Source organism: Stenotrophomonas maltophilia (assembly GCF_047497515.2).
Classification (GTDB): domain Bacteria; phylum Pseudomonadota; class Gammaproteobacteria; order Xanthomonadales; family Xanthomonadaceae; genus Stenotrophomonas.
In genome coordinates this window covers 73,615-93,616 of the sequence record NZ_JAXAXL020000015.1, presented here as the reverse complement: position 1 = coordinate 93,616, position 20,002 = coordinate 73,615, and the positions used below count along the sequence as shown (strand labels likewise).

The following is a 20,002-nucleotide window of genomic DNA, read 5'->3' as shown; positions in this document are numbered from 1 at the left end:
AGCGGCTACAGTTCGGCGCTGACCGGGCTGGTGATGAAGCCCCACAACAGGCGTGCCATCACCGCGGGCGATCGTCCCTGTGCCTGGGCATAGGCCTGCAGGGCATCCAGTCGCGGGCGGTTGTAGAGGTGGCCGGCCAGCAGCACTGCATGCACGCGGCGGGTGTTGGCGGTGTCGTGCAGCGGGTTGCCATCGAGCAGGACCAGGTCGGCGGCCTTGCCGACCTCGACGCTGCCGTGCGATGCCTGCAGCTCCAGATGACGCGCGGCCTGCAGCGTTGCCGCGCGCAGGACGTCGGCCTGGGTCAGGCCTGCCCGTCGCAGCCACTGCAGTTCATCGTGGTAGCGGAAGCCGCCCAGCCCGGTATCGGTGCCGACCAGCACGGTGACGCCGGCACGATGCGCGGCGCCGGTCAGCGCCAGTCCGTGCTCGAAGTAGGCTTTCAGCACGTCGTCGCCGCGCAGGCCAGGGTAGCGCTCCACCGTGGCCTGCAGATCGTCACGCCACGCCCAGCGGGAAAGCGGATCCAGATAAGCCAGGCGTGGATCGTTGATGAACGCCGGATCGCGTGCGCGTGCGTCTTCCTCGCGGGTGACGTGGGTCGGCACGAACGCCGCACCGCTGGCCTGCATCAATCCGAACGCTTCGCTGCAGAGGGCCGGCTGGTAGCCGCTGACCATCCGTTCGGCCAGCGCGGTCGGGTCTTCGCCGTCGAGCGTGCCACCGCGCCACGCTGCCGCGTTGTCGAAGCAGTGGCGTACGAACAGATGGGCGTGCTCGAAGCTGCGCTGGCCCGCCTGCAACGCGCTTTCCAGTGGCACGGCCTTGGGCAGGTGGCCGACCAACGGGCGACGCAGCTGCTGCGCCTCCGTGGCCAGCCGCTGGTAGGTATCGGCACGCAGCCGGTTGTAGACCTTCAACCCGTCGACGCCACGCGCGCTGTACAGGCGTGCACGCTCGGCGGCGGCTTCCGGCGCAAGCGCAGGATCTTCGAAGTAGAAGCTGGCGACCTGCACGAAACGCGGCGCGACCTGCTGCCCGGCAATGGTCTGCGCGGTCCAGCGGCGCTTGTCGGCCACGCAGGCGATCAGCGGATCGGTGGCCTGCGGGCAGTCCATCATGTCGCGCGTGCCGGTGATGCCGTTGGCCAGCATCAGCGGGAACTGCAGTTGCGGCGACAACTGCAGTGCGTGGGTGTGCATGTCCCAGAAACCAGGCAGCAGCCAGCGGCCACCGGCATCGAAGACCGGCAACGCTGCATCGGCGACGCCTTCGCCGATGGCGGTGATCGTGCCGTCGCGTACCGTCACCGTGGTCGGTTCGCTGACCTGGCCGCGTACGACGTCTACCACCCGGGCATTGACGATCACGCGGCTGTTCCCGGCCTCGGGCAACGGCGGTGCCGGCAGCGGCCAGAACAGGGCCGCGGCGAACAGCAACGGCGGCGCCAGCAGGAATACGGCCAGCACCTTCAGCCAGCGACGACGGGGGGCGGGGCGGGGCAATGCACGTGCTGCTTCCATGAGCCGGCGATCCTTGCGGTGGGTGCTGCGCAGGGTGCGGCAAACCTGGACCGGATGCCAGTGAATATCGGCATCCACCCCTGCCGCCTGCGGGGCGGTTACCCTGTGCGGCGGAACTCCTGATCTCATCGCGCCATGTCCATCGTCCTCACCGATTTCGCCCGTCCCCGCCTGTTCCCGCGCGTGCCACGCGGCAACACCATCCAGGATTGCACCGCCGAGCAGTTCGAGGCCCACCTCAATGCGCATGCGCCGCTGAAGGTGCTCGATGGCTACGCACCGTTCTGCAAGCTGTTCGTCTATGAGAACTGGACCAGCACGCGCTGCCTGACGGTGCCGATCACCGACGCCAACCGCCACCAGCTGCGCAGCGGCTACGAAGCGCGCAACCGTGATGAGCTGCCGGTGCTGGTGCGTTGGTTCGAAGGCGTGGAGTCGCCGCGCGCGAATTATCTGGTGGTGATCCTGTACAGCGCCGGGCAGCTGGCCAAGGAAGGTTCGCCGATCGAGGCCGACTGGGGCATCGTCGGCTGCATCTACACCGCCGAACCGGAAGAAGTGCAGATGGCACCGATCACGATGATGCGCAATGCGCTGGGTGTGGAGGAGGGTGGTTCCGGCGTGGCGCTGGACCGCGAGGCCTACCAGCGCTCGGTGGCGTTCTGGGAAAACAATGCCAACTGGCGGCCGTAGGCGACCTCCCCATCCACGCATGGCGTGGATCTACTGTTGGTGGGGCCGTTCGGGTTGGGGGCGTGGTGATGCCATCCACGGGCGATGTGGGTGCAGTAGAGCCACGCCATGCGTGGCTGCGTCCCTGTCAGATGGCGTTCCACTCCCACCAGGGGTAATGGTATTCGCGGTCGATCGCCTGCCAATGCTGACCGCACTGCGTGCAGGCAACGGTGTGGCAATCGCCCCAGCCGTCTTCGGCTTCCTGCACCGAGAGCAGCTGCATCTGCCCTTGTTCAAGCAGGCGACGGGGATCGAAGAACGGATAGCCGGGGTTGAGCGCGCACAGGCAGCCCTGGCGCGCCTGCCAGTAGCGCAGTCGCTGCAGCGCCGCTTTCAGGTGCGCCTGGTTGCTGACCAACATGCCGCCGAGCTGGAGCCCTGTGCAGCGCTGCTCTATCAGGTCGGCGTGTGGTGCCAGTGCCTCCAGCGACGGGGGGCTGAACAACCTGGCGACCGTATGTGCGGCAGCGGTGACGCGACTGCCATCGCGCGACAGCAGATCCTGCAGCAATACATCGGCCTGTGGATCTTCAAGCCGGGGTGATGGTGGAGCGGACCCAGGCCAACGCATCAGCGGGCTTTGCCGATTGGTGCGTAGTGGCCGGCGGTCAGCTGCAGCAGGTCGGCCGGCGCCAGTTCCACTTCCAGGCCGCGGCGGCCGGCGCTGACATGCAGCGTGGGCAGTAGTTCGGCGCTGGCATCCAGGAAAGTGCGCAGGCGCTTCTTCTGGCCGAGCGGGCTGATGCCGCCGACCAGGTAGCCGGTCGCGCGCTGCGCGGCATCGGCCGCAGCCATTTCGCACTTCTTGCAGCGGGCAGCCTCGGCCAGCGCCTTCAGGTCGAGCTGGCCGGCCACTGGCACGATCGCGACCAGCAGTTCGTGGGCTTCGGCGCTGGCCAGCAGGGTTTTGAATACTTGGGCCGGATCCAGGCCCAGTTTCTCCACGGCTTCGCCGCCATAGGATTCGGCATGGGCGTCGTGCACATAGCTGCGCACGGTGTGGGCGATCTTCTCGCGCTTGAGCAGGTTGATGGCCGGGGTCATGCGCGCATCGTAGCGCGGGGCGGGGGCGTTGCCTTGACCGAGGCTATTGCGGGTGGAGCATCCACGCATGGCGTGGATCTACTGAAAAGCGGAGCCGGGGGATATCCATACATGGCGTGGATCCGCCGATGAACGGGGGCGGGGGATATCCATACATGGCGTGGATCCGCCGATGAACGGGGGCGGGGATATCCACGCATCGCGTGGTCTACCGGGAACCGATGATCAGTAGATCCACGCCATGCGTGGATGCGGGATGCATGGCTGGATACAGACGCAGAACGGGCGCCCGAAGGCGCCCGTTCCGTGTGTCGCATGCACCGGTAGTGCCGGCCGCTGCCGGCACCGAGCAGGCATCAGTAGCGGTAGTGGTCCGGCTTGAACGGGCCTTCCACCGGCACGCCGATGTAGTCGGCCTGTTCCTGGCTCAGGGTGGTCAGCTTCACGCCGATCTTCTCCAGGTGCAGGCGGGCCACTTCTTCGTCCAGCTTCTTCGGCAGCAGGTAGACCTTGTTCTCGTAGCTGTCCTTGTTCGCCCACAGGTCGATCTGTGCCAGGGTCTGGTTGGCGAAGCTGTTGGACATCACGAAGCTCGGGTGGCCGGTGGCGCAGCCCAGGTTCACCAGGCGGCCTTCGGCCAGCAGGAAGATCGCATTGCCGTTCGGGAAGATGTACTTGTCCACCTGCGGCTTGATGTTCACGTGCTTCACGCCCGGGAACGCGACCAGCGCATCGACCTGGATCTCGTTGTCGAAGTGGCCGATGTTGCAGACGATGGCCTGGTCCTTCATCGCGCTCAGGTGCTCGATGCGGATGATGTCCTTGTTGCCGGTGGTGGTGACGTACAGGTCGGCACGGCCCAGGGTCGATTCGATGGCGTTGACTTCATAGCCTTCCATCGCCGCCTGCAGCGCGCAGATCGGGTCGATCTCGGTGACGATGACGCGCGCGCCGTAGGCACGCAGCGATGCGGCGCAGCCCTTGCCCACGTCGCCGTAGCCGCAGACCACGGCCACCTTGCCGGCCAGCATCACGTCCATCGCGCGCTTCAGGCCATCGGCCAGCGACTCGCGGCAGCCATACAGGTTGTCGAACTTGCTCTTGGTGACCGAGTCGTTGACGTTGATTGCCGGGATCAGCAGCGTGCCGGCCTGGGCCAGCTGGTACAGGCGGTGCACGCCGGTGGTGGTCTCTTCGGAGACGCCCTTCCAGTCCTTGACCACGCGGCCCCAGTAACCCGGGCGCTCCTTGGCGACGCGCTTGAGCAGGTTCTTGATGACTTGTTCTTCGTGCGAGGACGAGGCGGTGTTGACCCAGTCGCTGCCGTTTTCGAGCTCGTAGCCCTTGTGGATCAGCAGGGTCACGTCACCGCCGTCGTCGACCACCAGCTCCGGGCCGGTCAGGGTGCCGTCGGCCAGGGTGAAGGTCAGCGCGTCCAGGGTGCAGTCCCAGTACTCTTCCAGGGTCTCGCCCTTCCAGGCGAACACCGGGGTGCCGGTGGCGGCGATCGCCGCAGCGGCGTGGTCCTGGGTCGAGAAGATGTTGCACGAGGCCCAGCGCACGTCGGCGCCGATGTCCTTCAGGGTCTCGATCAGCACCGCGGTCTGGATGGTCATGTGCAGCGAGCCGGTCACGCGTACGCCCTTCAGCGGCAGGCTGGTGGCGTGCTTGCGGCGGATCGACATCAGGCCCGGCATTTCATGCTCGGCGATGTCCAGTTCCTTGCGGCCCCAGTCGGCCAGCGTGATGTCGCGGATCTTGTAATCACCTTCGGTGGAGAAGGTCTTGGCAACAGCGTTCATTCGTGTGCTCCGGTTGTGGACGAGCGGGTGCTCGCATCTAGCCGGGCGCCGTTGTTACAAAGCCACCTTACCGAGCCTGGCCGGGCCTCATGGGATCCGGTCGCAGCGCCCCTCGGCAGGGGATAACCCCCAGTATATCTCGCCCTCGCATGGCGTCGGACGACCCAACCATCGGCAGATGGGATCGCGTGGCCAGACTGTTAAGGTCGGTGATTTCACGCATCACACAGGTGGAACGATGAGCATGCACACGCGCCGCGCACGGCGCTGGACCGGCCTGGTCCTGTCGATGGGACTGCTGGGAGTGGCCCCGCTGGCCTTCTCGGCCACCCCGCAGCCGGCTGCGGCGCAGGCGCAGGGCGTCACGGCGTACGAACTGCCCTCGGCCGCCTTGCAGGCGGTGGTCGATGCACCGCGCGCGCCGTTGTTGTACCTGTCGCCGCGCCGCGACGTGGCGGCGATGATGCAGATGCCGTCGCTGCCGTCGATCCAGGTGGTGGCGCAGCCGGAACTGAAGCTGGCCGGCCAGCGCATCAACCCGCGCACGTTCTCCGACAGCCGCTTCAGCTTCGGCACGAAGCTGTGGCTGATGAACGTGGCCGACGGCAAGGAGCGACCGATCAGCGGCCTGCCGGGCACGCTGTCGATCGCCAGCGTCACCTGGTCACCGGACCAGAAGTGGCTGGCCTTCAACCAGGTGGACGCCGCCAGCGGCGCCAATGAACTGTGGCTGGTGGATGTGGCTGCCGGCAACGCCCGCCGCCTGGTCGCCGGCCTGAACACGGTGATGGGCAGCGGCTACCAGTGGTTGCCGGACAGCCGGGGGCTGGTGGTGTTCACCCGCCCGGCCAACCTGGGCGCAGCCCCCGCCGCCGACGGCATCCCGACTGGCCCGGCCGTGCAGCAGACCAGCCAGGGCGGCGGCGTCGTCTCGATCCGTACCTACCAGGACCTGCTGAAGAACGAGGCCGACGCGCGCCAGTTCGATTACTACGCCACCGCGCAGCCCGTGGAAGTCAGCCTGGATGGCAGCACCCGTGCGCTCGGAACGGCCGGCATCTTCATGGGCTTTGCGGTCTCGCCGGATGGCCGCTTCGTGCTGCGCCAGCAGGTGCAGCGCCCGTACTCCTACGTGGTGCCCGTGGACAGCTTCCCGCGCCGCATCGAAGTGATCGACCGCGCCCGCGGCACGCTGGTCCACACCGTGGCCGTGCGCCCGCTGGTGGAAGGCCTGCCGACCGGCAACGACGCCGAAGTGACCGGCGTGCGTGACATCCGCTGGCGCGGTGATGCCGATGCCACCCTGGTGTGGGCCGAAGCGCAGGACGGCGGTGACCCGAACAGGGAGGCCAAGGTGCGCGATGCGGTGCTGATGCAGGCCGCCCCGTTCGACAAGCCGCCGGTGACCCTGGCCCAGCTTGGCAGCCGCCTGGCCAGCATCAGCTGGGGACGTGGTGACCTGGCGCTGCTGACCGAGTCGTGGTGGAAGACCCGCAAGACCAAGACCTGGCTGATCGCCCCGGACAACGCCGGTGCCGAGCCGCGCTTGCTGTGGGATCGCGACGCGCAGGACCGCTACGCCGATCCGGGCCGTCCGCTGCTGGCCAGCGACGAGCGCGGCCGCTCGCTGCTGCAGACCAGCACCGACGGCGGCAGCCTGTACCTGGCCGGTGCCGGTGCCTCGCCGGAAGGCGACCGCCCGTTCGTGGACCGCTTCGACATCGCCAGCGGCAAGGCCACGCGCCTGTTCCATTCGCAGGCGCCGAGCTACTCGCTGCCGGTCGCGCTGCTGGACGAACAGGCGCGCTCGCTGCTGCTGAGCCGCGAGAGCCCGGACGAGCCGGCCAACTTCTACGTGCAGTCGCTGGCCGATGCAGGTGCTGCGCCGCGTGCGCTGACCCACTTCGCGCATCCGCTGCCGCAGTTGAAGGGCGTGCAGAAGGAGCAGATCCGCTACAAGCGCAAGGATGGCGTCGACCTGACCGCGACCCTGCTGCTGCCGCCGGGCTACGACCCCAAGCGCGACGGCCCGCGGCCGCTGCTGATGTGGGCCTACCCGGGCGAGTTCAAGAGTGCGGCTGCGGCCAGCCAGGTGACCGATTCGCCGTACCGCTTCAATGCGGTCAGCTACTGGGGACCGCAGGCGTTCCTGGCCAAGGGTTACGTGGTGCTGGCCAGCCCGTCGATGCCGATCATCGGCGAGGGCGACAAGGAACCCAACGACACCTACATCGAACAGCTGGTGGCCAACGCGCAGGCAGCCGTGGATGAAGTGGTGCGCCGTGGCGTGACCGATCGCGATCACATCGCCATTGGTGGCCATTCCTACGGTGCGTTCATGACCGCCAACCTGCTGGCGCACACCCGCCTGTTCAAGGCCGGCATCGCGCGCAGCGGCGCCTACAACCGCACGCTCACCCCGTTTGGTTTCCAGGCCGAGGAACGCAATTACTGGCAGGCGCAGGACGTCTACCAGAAGATGGCGCCGTTCAACTACGCCGACAGGATCAAGGATCCGATCCTGTTCATCCACGGCGTGGACGACAACAACTCCGGCACGTTCCCGATCCAGAGCGAGCGCATGTTCGCCGCGGTGAAGGGCCTGGGCGGCACCGCGCGGCTGGTGATGCTGCCGAACGAATCTCATGCCTACCGCGCACGCGAATCGATCATGACCATGCTGGCCGAAAGCGAGCGCTGGCTGGAGCAGACCATCGGCCCGGCCGAGCAGGGCAAGGCGAAGAAGAAGCGCTGGCCGGCACTACCAGGTCCGGTCAGCGGCCGGCACTACCAGATGAAACCATTTTTGCATCGCAGCACGATGCCCGTTCTGGTTTAGGCTTGGGGTCTGGATCCGTTGACCGAGGCCTGTGCGTCGCCGATGAACGAGTACCGCAGCAGCATCGAATTCGCTTCTCCCGATCTTCCGCTTCGCGATGATGTGCGCCGGCTCGGCGCGCTGGTCGGCGACCTGCTGGTTGAACAGGTCTCTGCCGCCTTCCTCGACGATGTCGAAGACGTGCGCACCCGCGCCATCGCCCGGCGCGAGAACCAGGCGCCGCTGTCGGAGCTGGCCGATGGCCTCGCCGGCCGTACGCCGCAGCAGGCCGAGACCATGGTGCGTGCGTTCAGCACCTACTTCCAGGTGGTCAACATCGCCGAGCGCGTGCATCGCATCCGGCGCCGCCGTGACTACCAGCGCGCCGGTACCGCAGGTGCGCAGCCCGATGGCCTGCAGGATGCGCTGCAACACCTGAAGGCGCAGGGCGTGGGCCTGGACGAACTGGCGCAGTGGCTGCCCCGCATCGATATCGAACCGGTGTTCACCGCGCATCCGACCGAAGCTGTGCGCCGCGCGCTGCTTGAAAAGGAGCAACTGATGGTGGCCAGCCTGGTCGACAACCTCGACGGCCAGCGCACACCGGGCGAAGCGGCGGCCGATGCCGCGCGCTTCCGCATGGCGCTGACCGCGTCGTGGCAGACCACCGATTCCTCTCCGGTGCGTCCCACCGTCGATGACGAACGTGAGCATGTCGGCTTCTATCTGGTGCAGGTGCTGTACCGGGTGATTCCGGTGCTGTACGAATCACTGCAACAGGCGCTGCGTGACACCTACGGCGAAGAACTGCCGCTGCCGCGCCTGCTGCGCTTCGGTACCTGGGTGGGCGGCGACATGGATGGCAATCCGAACGTGGATGCCAGCACCATCCGCAACACGCTGGATGCGCAGCGGCAGTCGGTGCTGGGGCGTTACCAGAAGGAACTGCTGCAGCTGGCCAGCCTGCTCAGCCAGTCCACCGAGCGGGTGGGCGTGAGCGATGCGTTGCAGGCACGTGTGCAGCACTACCAGCAGATGCTGCCAAAGGTGCAGTCACGGCCGCGCCATGCCGACATGCCGTACCGGCTGCTCAACGACCGCATGCGCGCGCGCCTGCAGGCCACGCTGGACGACGGCGAGGGTGCGTATGTCGGCCCCGATGAACTGATTGATGACCTGCAGCTGATCCTCGACAGCCTGCGCGCCAACCGCGGCGAGCATGCGGGTGGCTTCGCCGTGCAGCGCCTGCTGTGGCGGGTGAAGACGTTTGGTTTCCATCTGGCACGGCTCGATGTGCGCCAGGAGTCGAGCGTGCATGCGCGCGCTCTGGCGACGGTGCTGGGCGGAGACGCCGCCTGGGACGGCCTGGATGCCGTGGGCCGCGCGCGCCTGCTGGCACCGCATGCCAGTGGTGAGGCGCCGTTGTCGAAGGGTGACGATGAAGGCAATCAGCGCCTGGACGCGGTGTTCGCGGCGCTGGCCGATGCGCGCGCTCGCCACGGCGGTGATGCGCTGGGCAACTACATCATCTCGATGGCGCATGACCGCAGCGACGTGTTGGCGGTGCTCGCATTGGCGCGCCGTGGTGGGCTGGTGGAAGAGGGCGGGGCAGTGCCCCTGGACATCGCCCCCCTGTTCGAGACCGTGGATGACCTCAAGCGCGGCACCGCGACCTTGCGCGACCTGCTGGCCGACCCGATCTATCGCGCACACCTTCAAGCACGCGACGACGTGCAGATGGTGATGCTCGGCTATTCGGACAGCAGCAAGGACGGTGGCATCGCCGCTTCGCGTTGGGGCCTGCAGCGTGCGCAGGTGGAGCTGCTCGAAGTCGCAGCCGAGGCCGGCATCCGGCTGACGTTCTTCCACGGCCGTGGCGGTTCGATCAGCCGCGGTGGCGGCAAGACCACGCACGCGGTCGATGCCTCGCCGCGCGGCAGCATCGATGGCCGCCTGCGGGTGACCGAGCAGGGCGAGGTGATCCACCGCAAGTACGGCATCCGCGCGCTGGCGCTGCGTTCGCTGGAACAGGCCACCGGCGCGGTGCTGCGTGCCAGCCTGCGCCCGCGTGCACCCGAGCCGCGCGAAGATGATTGGCGGCCGGTGATGGACGCGGTGGCCTCGGCCAGCAGCGAGGTGTATCGCGGCTTCGTCGGCCAGGCTGGCTTCATGGACTACTTCCGCACTGCTACGCCGATCGACGTGATCGAACGGATGACGCTGGGCTCGCGGCCATCGCGCCGGCTCGGGCAGGACGCGGCACTGGGCAACCTGCGTGCGATTCCCTGGGTGTTCGCCTGGAGCCAGGCGCGGGCGGTCATTCCCGGCTGGTACGGCGTGGGCAGTGGCTTGCAGGCCGCAGTCGATGCCGGCCACGAGCAGACCCTGCGCGCGATGGCACGCGACTGGCCGTTCTTCCGCACGTTCCTGGATGACATCGCGATGGTGCTGTCCAAGGGTGACATCACCATCGCCGAGCAGTTCTCGAAGTTGTCGGGCGAGCTGCACGCGCGCTTCTTCCCGCAGGTGCAGCGCGAACTGGAACTGACCCGGCACTGGCTGCTGGCATTGATGGACCAACAGACACTGTTGGACCACGATGCGCGACTGGCGCTGTCGATCCGGCTGCGCAATCCCTACGTCGATCCGATCAGCGTGCTGCAGGTGGACCTGCTGCAGCGCTGGCGGGCCAGCGGGCGCGAGGATGACGATCTGCTGCGCGCGCTGGTGGCGTGCGTGAACGGTGTTTCGCAGGGCGTGCAGAACACGGGGTGATCCACCTGACAGGGTAGTGCCGGCCGCTGGCCGGCAATGAGGAGGTTGCCGGCCAGCGGCCGGCACTACCTCACTCCTCCGGCGACGGCGGGTTCGACGCCAGCAATTCCAGATGCCGCTGTTCCATTTCCTGGCGCAGCTGGCGGCGGATCTGCGCGGCGGCCTGGCGACGCTTCTCGTCGGAGGTGGCCGGTTGCAAGGTCGGCACCGGCGTCGGCCGGCCTTCCTCGTCCACCGCCACCATGGTGAAGAAGCAGCTGTTGGCGTGGCGCACGCTGCGCTTGAGGATGTCTTCGGCCACCACCTTGATGCCGATCTCCATCGACGAGGTGCCGGTATGGTTCACCGAGGCCAGGAAGGTGACCAGCTCGCCCACCGCGATCGGCTGGCGGAACATCACCTGGTCCACCGACAGCGTGACCACGTAACTGCCGGCATAGCGGCTGGCGCAGGCATAGGCGACCTGGTCGAGCAGGCGCAGGATGGCGCCACCGTGGACCTTGCCGGAGAAATTGGCCATCTCCGGCGACATCAGCACGGTCATGGACAGCTGGTGGGTTTTCAGTTCGGTCGACATGCGCCGGATTGTATCGGTTACCGGGTCGTGCCGGCCGCTGGCCGGCAACCGCGCGATGGTTTCCGGAAGCCATGAAAAAGCCGGCCAGCGGCCGGCTCTACCGAAAGCAGAAGGGCCGCGTGAGCGGCCCTTCTGGAAGGTCAGCCGACTAACAGTCGGCTCTACCCGTCGGCTTTATCAGCCGACTTTACTTCAGCTTCGCATCGGCGCGCAGGGCGGCGGCGCGGTCGGTCTTCTCCCAGGAGAAGGCCGTGGCGTTGACGGTCTCGCCTTCGCCGTTGAGGTAGCTGAACTCCTTCGGCTTGCGGCCGAAGTGACCGTAGGCCGCGGTCTGCTGGTACATCGGGTGCACCAGGTCCAGCATCTTGATGATGCCGTACGGGCGCAGGTCGAAGTGCTTGCGGATCAGCTTCTCGATCTTGTCGTCGCTGATCTTGCCGGTGCCGAAGGTGGTGACCGAGATCGAGGTCGGCTCAGCCACGCCGATGGCGTAGGAAACCTGCACTTCGCAACGGTCGGCGAGGCCGGCGGCAACCACGTTCTTGGCGACGTAGCGGGCCGCGTAGGCCGCCGAACGGTCGACCTTGGACGGGTCCTTGCCGGAGAACGCGCCACCACCGTGACGGGCCCAGCCGCCGTAGGTGTCGACGATGATCTTGCGGCCGGTCAGGCCGCAGTCGCCCACCGGGCCGCCGATCTCGAACTTGCCGGTCGGGTTGATGTGGAACTTGGTGCCCTTGTGCAGCCACTTGGCCGGCAGCACCGGCTTGATGATCTCTTCGCGGACGGCCTCGATGAGGTCCTTCTGCTTGATGCCCGGGGCGTGCTGGGTCGACAGCACCACGGCGTCGATGGCCGAGACCACGCCGCTTTCATAGCGCAGGGTGACCTGGCTCTTGGCGTCCGGACGCAGCCACGACAGCGGCGAGTTCTTCTTCTTGCGGATCTTGGCCTGCTGCTCGACCAGGCGGTGCGACAGGTGGATCGCGGCCGGCATGTAGCTGTCGGTCTCGTTGGTGGCGTAGCCGAACATCAGGCCCTGGTCGCCAGCGCCCATTTCTTCCGGCTTCTTGCGGTCCACGCCCTGGGCGATGTGCGGCGACTGCTTGCCGATCAGGTTCAGCACGCCACAGGTGGCGCCGTCGAAGCCGACGTCGGAGCTGTCATAGCCGATGTCCACGATGACCTTGCGGGTCAGCGCTTCCAGGTCGATCCAGGCGCTGGTGGTGATTTCACCGGCGACAATGGCAACGCCGGTCTTGACCATGGTCTCGCAGGCCACGCGGGCGCGCTGGTCCTGGGTCAGGATCGCGTCCAGCACCGCATCGGAGATCTGGTCGGCAACCTTGTCCGGATGGCCTTCGGAGACCGACTCGGAGGTGAAGAGATAGCTGGACATCAGGCGGTATATCCCTTGATTCGGATGGAAAGATGGGCGCGCATGATACACGGGGTGCGCCGCCTGTGCATTGTGAACCTGTACCGGTTGCCGGTGGTTAAGTCCGCGTAGGCCCGGCAAGGGCCGTCCGGTGGGGATTGGGGCCCAGCCTCGGTGCCCAGTGTTCCACCAGCGTGACAACGGGCCGGAACCCTGGCGGCCCCGACCGCGCCGCCTGCGACGCCCGGTCTGCGGTCATCGTTCTGCCCCGAAACCGCCATATGGCTGCCGCCTGCCGGGCGCAGGCTGTCGGCCAAACCGGCCGCCGGGCACGAATGGAACCGCCATGCAGGAACTCGAACAGCGCCTTCAGCAACGCTTCCCCGATTGGTTCCATGGCCGCCGAGGCCAGCTGGCGCGGCCGTTGCTGCGCAGCGTCGGCCGCTGGTCGCGGCTGGACCAGATCGAAGCCTTCCTGCAGCGCAGCGCAGGCCTGCGCGGGTTCGGTTTCGTCGCCGCCGGGCTGGAATTCATCGACGGCCAGTACCAGGTGGACCCCGCCGCGCTGGCCAGGATCCCGGCCACCGGCCGCCTGCTGATCGTCGCCAACCATCCCTCCGGTGCCCTGGACGCGCTGGCCCTGCTGGACGCGGTCGGCCGCATCCGCCGCGACGTGCGGATCGTGGCCAACGACCTGCTGGGCGCGATCGCGCCGTTGCAGGATCTGCTGCTGCCGGTGCGCATCCTTGGCGGCAAGGCGCAGCGCGGCAGCCTGCATGCGGTTGAAGAGGCGCTGGCCGCCGAGCAGTGCGTGATCGTGTTCCCGGCGGGTGAGGTCTCGCGCTTGTCGCTGCGCGGCATCCGCGACGGTCGCTGGCAGCGCGGGTTCGTGCGCTTCGCCCGCGCTGCGGGCGCGCCAGTGCTGCCGGTGCGGGTGGAGGCGCGCAACTCGGCGCTGTTCTACGGCGCTTCGACCCTGTTCAAGCCGGCCGGTACCGCGCTGCTGGCACGCGAGATGTTCACCCGCCGCGGCCGCCCGCTGCGGCTGAGCATCGGCGAGCCGATGCAGCTGGGCAAGGCGGGCGATCCGGGGGCGCAGCTGCTGGCCGTGCGCCGCGCGCTGTATGCGCTGGGCCGCGCGGCTGGCCCTGGCGGTGCCGCTGCCCTTGCAGGCCCCGAGCCGCTGGCCGCGCCGGTCCCGCCCTCGCAGGTGGCCGCTGGCATCGCCGCAGCGACCCAGCTCGGCCAGACCGCCGATGGCAAGCAGATCCTGCTGGCGACCTGCAGCGCCGATTCACCGTTGCTGCTGGAACTGGGCCGTCTGCGTGAACTGACTTTCCGCCAGGTGGGCGAGGGCACTGGCCGCAGCCGCGACCTCGACGATTTCGACCCGCAGTACGAGCACATCGTGATCTGGGACGCCGCCGCACAGCGCATCGCCGGCGCTTACCGCATCATGCGTGGCGCCCAGGCACTGGCCCGGCACGGCCTGTCCGGGCTCTACAGCGCCTCGCTGTTCCGCTACTCCGACGATGCCATCACCCACATCGCCGAGGGCCTGGAACTGGGCCGCAGCTTCGTGGTGCCCGACTACTGGGGCAGCCGCAGCCTGGACTACCTGTGGCAGGGCATCGGCGCCTACCTGCAGTGCCGGCCGGGCATCCGCTACCTGTTCGGCGCGGTGTCGATCAGCGCCGCACTGCCACGCGATGCGCGCGAGCAGCTGGTGGCCTATTACCAGCGCTATTACAGCGGTTCCGCCGGCCTGGCCGAATCGAACCGGCCGTTCCAGTACTTCGCTGCACCGCCGAGTTTCGGCGAACTGGATGCAGGTGCCGCGTTCGATGTACTGAAGGCCAACCTGGCCGCACTCGGCACCGGCGTGCCGACGCTGTACCGGCAGTACACCGATCTGTGCGAACCCGGCGGAGCACGCTTCCTCGCCTTCGGCGTCGACCCGGATTTCAGCGATTCCATCGACGGCCTGATCGAAGTGGACCTGTGCGCGATCCGGCCCAACAAGCGCAAACGCTACCTGCGCGACGCGGGGACGCCGGCATGAGCACGCTGGCGAACCTGTCGCCGCACCGGCGCGCAGTGTTCGTCTCCGACGTGCACCTGGGTTCACGCCACTGCCATGCCAGCGAGCTGGCGCGGTTCCTCTTGCAGCTGCGCTGCGAACGACTGTACCTGGTCGGCGACATCATCGATCTGTGGTGGATGGCCCATCGCCGCGCCAACTGGCGGCAGTCGCACAGCGAAGTCATCCAGGCCCTGCATGCGCTGCGCCGGGCCGGCACCGAGATCATCTACATTCCTGGCAACCACGATGCTTCGCTGCGCCAGGTGTGCGGGCTGATGCTGCCGGCGATGCAGGTGCGCCGCCGCGCCATCCACGTGACTGCCGACGGTCGTCGCCTGCTGGTCGCGCATGGTGACGAGTACGACGGCGTGACCCACTTCGGCGGGTTGCAGGAAAAGTTCGGCGACTGGCTGTACTACCGCATCCTGACCGGCAACCAGGCGTTGAACGCCGTGCGTCGCCGGCTGGGCATGCGTTACTGGTCGCTGTCGGAATTCCTGAAGAAGCGCAGTGGGGCGGCCGAGCGCTATATCGAGCGCTTCGTGCAGGCCGGGCTGGATGACGTGCGCCGGCGCGGCCTGGACGGCATCGTCTGTGGCCACATCCATCGCGCGGCGCTGGTTGAACGCGATGGCCTGGTCTACGCCAACGATGGCGACTGGGTAGAGAGCCTGACCGCGCTGGCCGAAGACCATGACGGCGCGCTGCGCCTGCTCGACCACAACGGCCAGACCCTGGTGGAACTGCCGGGTGCGCGAATGTCGCAGGCGGCCTAACGCGTTTCTGTAGAGTCGACTGTGAGTCGACTGCTCTTCCATCAGTTTACGGAAACCCCGCGCTACGCGCGATAGTCGACTGACAGTCGACTCTACAGAGGCGGTGTCCGGGAGAGAGACGGCACACCCGCAAGCCGTTAGCATCGGTCCATGGATTCCCTGACCCAGATCGTGCTCGGTGGCGCCGTCGCCGCTGCCATCGCACCGCCCGGCCATCGCCGCGCGGCCCTGCTGGCCGGTGCCGCGCTCGGCACCTTGCCGGACCTCGATGCCCTGTGGCTGGGCTTCACTGCGGCCGACCCGGTGGCCAACATGATCGAGCACCGCAGCTTCAGCCATTCGCTGCTGGTGCTGCCGTGGTTGGCGGCGCTGCTCTGGTGGCTGTTCAAGCGCTTCGGCAACGGTCGGGTCGCGCAGTCTCCGGTGCGCTGGTTCTGGGCGATGCAGTTGGCGCTGGTCACCCATCCGCTGCTGGATGCCTTCACTGTCTACGGCACCCAGCTGTGGTGGCCGCTGCGACCGCACCCGGCGATGGGGTCCAGCGTCTTCATCATCGACCCGGGCTCTACGGTGTGGCTGTTGCTGGGCTGCGTGCTGGCCTGGTTCGGTCGCGCCCGGCCGTGGGCAGGCAAGGTGCTGGGCGTGGCCCTGCTGATCAGCAGCGGCTACCTGGGCTGGGGCCTGGTCGCCAAGGCGCAGGTCGATCGAGTCGCACAACAAAGCCTGGCCGCGATGGGCCTGGGGGATGCACCGCGCTTCTCGGTGCCGATGCCGTTCACCACCCTGCTGTGGCGGGTGGTGGCGATGACCCCGAATGGCTACGTGGTCGGCGACCGCTCGCTGGTGGCCGATCATGGCCCGATGCGGTTCGAGGGTCATCCGTCCAACGTGCAGGCGCTGCGGGAGGCGCAATCGGTACCGGCGGTGCAGCAGCTGCAGTGGTTCAACCGTGGCTTCATGCGCGCACAGGTCGTAGACGGGCACCTGGTGCTGAGTGATCTGCGCATGGGCCTGGAACCGGATTACACGTTCAACTTCGTCGTGGCCGAACAGGCTGATGGGCAGTGGCGGGCGATCAGGCCCGAGCAGGTGCGGGTGGATTACAGCAGTCCTGCCGCGCGCGCTGACGTCGGTCGCCGGTTGGCCGCGATGTGGCAGCGGATCTGGCAGGAGCCGGCGACACCGCCCGGTGCGGTCGACAACACCGCCGTGCATTGATCAGTAGATCCACCCCATGCGTGGATGGCGCGGACAACAGCCACGCGTGGCGTGGCTCTACTGCGGAAGGCCGTTGGGCTCGATCGGGTAGATCCACGCCATGCGTGGATGGCGCGTACAACAGCCACGCGTGCGTGGCTCTACTGCGGATGGCCGTTGGGCTTGATCGGGTAGATCCACGCCATGCGTGGATGGCGCGTACAACAGCCACGCATGGCGTGGCTCTACTGCGGATGGCCGTTGGGCTTGATCGGGTAGATCCACGCCATGCGTGGATGGCGCGTACAACAGCCACGCGTGGCGTGGCTCTACTGCGGAAGGCGATTGATCTTGATCGAACGGTTCAGCACCTGGCGCGGCACATTGGCGATATCAAAGCCGACGAAGGCCAACAGGAACTGCAGGCCGGAGATCAGCGCGACCATGGTGATCATGATCGTGCCCACCGGCGTGGCGACGTCGGCCTGGGCCGAGCGGATCCAGTGATAGAGCCCGAACAGCCCGCCGAAGGCGAGCAGGCTGCTGCCGGCGATCAACTCCAGCGAGGCGATGCTGAGGTCACGCAGGAAATAATTGTAGGCAATGCGCTTGAGCGTGTTGCGCAGGTGCTTGAAGGTGAACTCACCCAGGATGCGGCCGACGCGCAGGTTGCTGGTCTCGTCGGCGTAATGGGCATCCATCGCCACGTCCTGCACCACCGCACGCACGGTGTTCAGCCGGAACAGCATGTCGGTCTCGAAGAAATAGCGGTCGCTGACCGCGTCGAGCTTCAGGTGGCTGGCGACCTTGGCATGGATGGCGGTGTAGCCGTTGGTCGGGTCGAATACCTGCCAGTACCCGGATGAGGCCTTGGTCATGAAGGACAGCAGCAGGTTGCCCAGCCGTCGCACCGGGGGCATGCGGCGGATGTGGGTCAGGTTCCAGAAGCGGTTACCCTTGGTGTAGTCGGCGTGGCCGGCGGCGATGGGCCCGACGAAGTCCATCAGCAGTGCCGGGTCCATCTGCCCGTCGCCATCGACCTTGACCAGGATGTCCATGCCATCGGCGATGGCCGCGCGATAACCGGTCTTGATGGCCCCGCCGACGCCGCGGTTGTGCGGGTGGAACAACACGGTGATGCGCGGATCGTCTGCTTCGGCCTGGATCAACCGGCCGCTGCCATCGGGGCAGGCATCGTCCACGCAATAGATCGCGGTCACGACCGGGTCGATCGCGGCCAGCACCGACAGCACGTGGCGGGTCACCTTGTAGCAGGGAATCACCACGGCGATGCGGGGCGCCGTGGAAGCGGGCGGCGAGGGGGACGTGATCGGCTTCATGGGGCCGGCTCTGCCAGCAGGGCCTTTGCCGGCACCTCGACCAGATCACCCTGCAGCACCTGCGGTGCTTCGCCGTCGGCAGCGACCGTGATGTGGTGGTAGCGGTTGAAGATGAGATTGAACTGGTCGTCGGGCAGTGAAGGGAAGTACCGGCGGAAGTAATCCAGCTGTGGCAGGTACAGCACGTGGTTCACGGCGGGAATGCCGACGCCGGGCAGAAGGCCCCCGAATCCACCTGGAGCGACCAGCACGCCTTCGGCGTTGCTGTGCGCCCCGCGAGCCTGCATCGAATGCAGCACCGCGGCACGGTCCATCGCAAAGATCGGGCCGGCCGGCTGCACCGGATTGAACAGGCCGTTGCCCAACAGGTTGGCCAGCGCAGCCGTGGCCAGCACCAGGCTGGCGGCATGCCCCGACAGTTGCGGACGCCGCGCGACGACGGCGAGCGCAGCCAGGCACAGGTAAGGAATGGCGTCGGCGGCGCTGTGCAGGCGGCTGAACTGGCCTTCGCCGAACAGGAACTTGGCCAGGCTGCCCACCATCAGCAGCACAGCCAGCAACACCAGGCGCCAACGCTGCAGCCGGACGCCGCACTGCACCAGGATCATCGCGCAGCCAATATTGAGCAGAAGGCCGAAGGCGAGCAGGGCGCGCGCCGGCGGCACCATCGACAGCCCGGTCAGCTGGCCGACCACGACGGGCACGGGCAGGAAGATCCAGCCGGCGATCAACAGCAGGCCGGTGGCCAGGATCAGCAACGTGCTGCGATGGCTCCGCGCCCATTCGCGCAAGCGCGCACCATCGGCCAGCACCAGGGTGAACAGCGGCAGCAGGCTGCCGAGCACGGCGATCTCGCAATCGTTGGAAGCCTTGAACATCGGCAGCGGCGCGAAGCGATACGTCATCAGGTTCGGAAAGACATGCGCCAGCAGCGAGGCCAGCCCCACGCCGCCCCCGCCACTCTGCCGCTGGCCCGGATACACCGTGTTGCGCACGATCGGGATGATGTCGTGGAAGTAGCCGACAAACACGGCCAGCGCGATCGCACCGGCCACCGCCGCGTCGACCAGGCGTGCGAGGGTGATGGCATCGCGGCGGAACGCCAGCACCAGCACGGCCAGCACCAGCACCGAGGAAATGATGAAGGGCGGGTAGGACACCGCGAGCAGCCACGCGGTCAGTGCGTAGGCGCTGGCCGCGATGCGCAGCCAGCGCTGGCTGATACCCAGCCACGCCACGGCGGCCCAGGGCGCCAGCGCGAAGGCGCCAGCGTTGCTGGTCCACCACACCTGCACGAACGGCGCGAACAGCAGCGTGGCCGACAGCAGCACCGCGGCCAGCGGCGGCACCCGCAACTGGCGCAGGAACACGGCCCAGCCGCACAGGAAGGCCATGGCCATGAACATGAAGAAGAACGAATAGGCATTCGCCGCAGGCAGCACGAAGAAGGCCCAGTGGTAGGGCTTGAACAGCAGGCCCCAATCCAGCAGTGGCAACGCCTGGAAGGTACGCAGCGACTCGTGGTACGCCGAATGCGCATTGACCGGGCCGAAGTCGTTGTTGACCGCGATCTGGATGTAGGGCGTGAACACCATCCATTCGTCGGTGCGGACGTAACGCGCGCTGCCCAGCAGGGGATGCTGAGGCGCCAGGCCGAGGTACTCGTAGGCCAGCGAGTAGGACGACGGAGTCAGGGCAAAGCCGACATAGAGGACGCACAGCAGCGCGACGATCGCGACAAGCAGGCGAACCTGGCCAGGGCGAAGTCCGCCGGACTGGCCCGGGTCGTGGGCAGGAAAAGGCATTTGGCCGCTGTCACTCATCTCGCGCTCGCAGGTCAGGTCCATCCGTGCGCGACAGGCCCACCGATGCACGACCGCTGCACGAAGTGAGGCCCCGGCACGCGCCCTTCCAAGGCCGGGACTGCGCGATTCTAGCGGGTTGCCCCTGTCCC

Annotated in this window: 13 protein-coding genes, 1 pseudogene and 1 riboswitch; of the genes and pseudogenes, 6 read left to right on the top strand and 8 right to left on the bottom strand. The window is 67.4% G+C overall.

Annotation, left to right across the window (positions count from 1 at the left end):
- Nucleotides 1–5: 5 nt before the first annotated feature.
- Entirely contained in the window at nucleotides 6–1,523 is a 1,518-nt protein-coding gene (locus ACMZPQ_RS18065; protein WP_197583285.1) for an amidohydrolase family protein, read from the bottom strand.
- 135 nt (nucleotides 1,524–1,658) lie between these two features.
- Between ACMZPQ_RS18065 and ACMZPQ_RS18060 the strand changes: the two genes are divergently transcribed.
- Entirely contained in the window at nucleotides 1,659–2,216 is a 558-nt protein-coding gene (locus tag ACMZPQ_RS18060; protein WP_197583284.1) for a DUF3228 family protein, read from the top strand.
- A gap of 127 nt (nucleotides 2,217–2,343) precedes the next feature.
- On the opposite strand, the gene ACMZPQ_RS18055 is transcribed toward ACMZPQ_RS18060, so the two are convergent.
- From ACMZPQ_RS18055 to ahcY, 3 genes are all read right to left on the bottom strand, one after another.
- Nucleotides 2,344–2,829: a hypothetical protein gene (locus ACMZPQ_RS18055; protein ID WP_197583283.1), complete on the bottom strand. Its 486-nt coding sequence runs from the start codon at nucleotides 2,827–2,829 to the stop codon at nucleotides 2,344–2,346.
- Nucleotides 2,829–3,302 (bottom strand): Cys-tRNA(Pro) deacylase, encoded by a 474-nt coding sequence (gene ybaK / locus ACMZPQ_RS18050; protein ID WP_197583282.1) that lies wholly within the window; start codon nucleotides 3,300–3,302, stop codon nucleotides 2,829–2,831. The genes ACMZPQ_RS18055 and ybaK overlap by 1 nt, the downstream gene beginning before the upstream one ends.
- Nucleotides 3,303–3,658: 356 nt before the next feature.
- On the bottom strand, nucleotides 3,659–5,104 hold the full coding sequence (gene ahcY, locus ACMZPQ_RS18045; RefSeq protein WP_414486123.1) for an adenosylhomocysteinase: 1,446 nt from the start codon (nucleotides 5,102–5,104) through the stop codon (nucleotides 3,659–3,661).
- A gap of 36 nt (nucleotides 5,105–5,140) precedes the next feature.
- A riboswitch (S-adenosyl-L-homocysteine riboswitch) is annotated at nucleotides 5,141–5,224 on the bottom strand.
- Between the two features lie 118 nt (nucleotides 5,225–5,342).
- On the opposite strand from ahcY, the pseudogene ACMZPQ_RS18040 reads away from it, so the two are divergent.
- Together ACMZPQ_RS18040 and ppc are read left to right on the top strand one after the other, a co-directional pair.
- Nucleotides 5,343–7,856, top strand: a pseudogene (locus ACMZPQ_RS18040) (S9 family peptidase); the annotation flags it as partial.
- A 129-nt stretch (nucleotides 7,857–7,985) separates the two neighbouring features.
- Complete coding sequence (gene ppc / locus ACMZPQ_RS18035) at nucleotides 7,986–10,697, top strand: phosphoenolpyruvate carboxylase (protein ID WP_312645993.1); 2,712 nt, start codon at nucleotides 7,986–7,988, stop codon at nucleotides 10,695–10,697.
- 70 nt (nucleotides 10,698–10,767) lie between these two features.
- Here the strand turns inward: ppc and ACMZPQ_RS18030 are convergent, their stop codons facing one another.
- Complete coding sequence (locus tag ACMZPQ_RS18030; RefSeq protein ID WP_312645970.1) at nucleotides 10,768–11,274, bottom strand: acyl-CoA thioesterase; 507 nt, start codon at nucleotides 11,272–11,274, stop codon at nucleotides 10,768–10,770.
- Between the two features lie 187 nt (nucleotides 11,275–11,461).
- On the bottom strand, nucleotides 11,462–12,673 hold the full coding sequence (gene metK, locus ACMZPQ_RS18025; RefSeq protein WP_197582560.1) for a methionine adenosyltransferase: 1,212 nt from the start codon (nucleotides 12,671–12,673) through the stop codon (nucleotides 11,462–11,464).
- A gap of 325 nt (nucleotides 12,674–12,998) precedes the next feature.
- Here metK and olsF point away from each other — a divergent pair, with 325 nt between their 5' ends.
- The 3 genes from olsF (at nucleotide 12,999) to ACMZPQ_RS18010 (ending at nucleotide 16,729) form a co-directional block, all read left to right on the top strand.
- Nucleotides 12,999–14,714 carry a bifunctional ornithine lipid synthase OlsF gene (gene olsF / locus ACMZPQ_RS18020; protein ID WP_197582559.1) on the top strand — a complete coding sequence of 572 codons (1,716 nt, stop codon included), beginning with the start codon at nucleotides 12,999–13,001 and terminating at the stop codon, nucleotides 14,712–14,714.
- Nucleotides 14,711–15,511 (top strand): metallophosphoesterase, encoded by an 801-nt coding sequence (locus ACMZPQ_RS18015; RefSeq protein WP_197582558.1) that lies wholly within the window; start codon nucleotides 14,711–14,713, stop codon nucleotides 15,509–15,511. The genes olsF and ACMZPQ_RS18015 overlap by 4 nt, the downstream gene beginning before the upstream one ends.
- Nucleotides 15,512–15,661: 150 nt before the next feature.
- Nucleotides 15,662–16,729, top strand: coding sequence for a metal-dependent hydrolase (locus ACMZPQ_RS18010; RefSeq protein ID WP_197582557.1), 1,068 nt, complete (start codon nucleotides 15,662–15,664; stop codon nucleotides 16,727–16,729).
- 308 nt (nucleotides 16,730–17,037) lie between these two features.
- Here ACMZPQ_RS18010 and ACMZPQ_RS18005 read toward each other — a convergent pair whose 3' ends face one another.
- Nucleotides 17,038–18,048, bottom strand: a complete 1,011-nt coding sequence (locus ACMZPQ_RS18005) for a glycosyltransferase (RefSeq protein WP_197582556.1) — start codon at nucleotides 18,046–18,048, stop codon at nucleotides 17,038–17,040.
- Nucleotides 18,045–19,853, bottom strand: a complete 1,809-nt coding sequence (locus tag ACMZPQ_RS18000) for a DUF7657 domain-containing protein (protein ID WP_312647142.1) — start codon at nucleotides 19,851–19,853, stop codon at nucleotides 18,045–18,047. The genes ACMZPQ_RS18005 and ACMZPQ_RS18000 overlap by 4 nt, the downstream gene beginning before the upstream one ends.
- Nucleotides 19,854–20,002 lie beyond the last annotated feature (149 nt).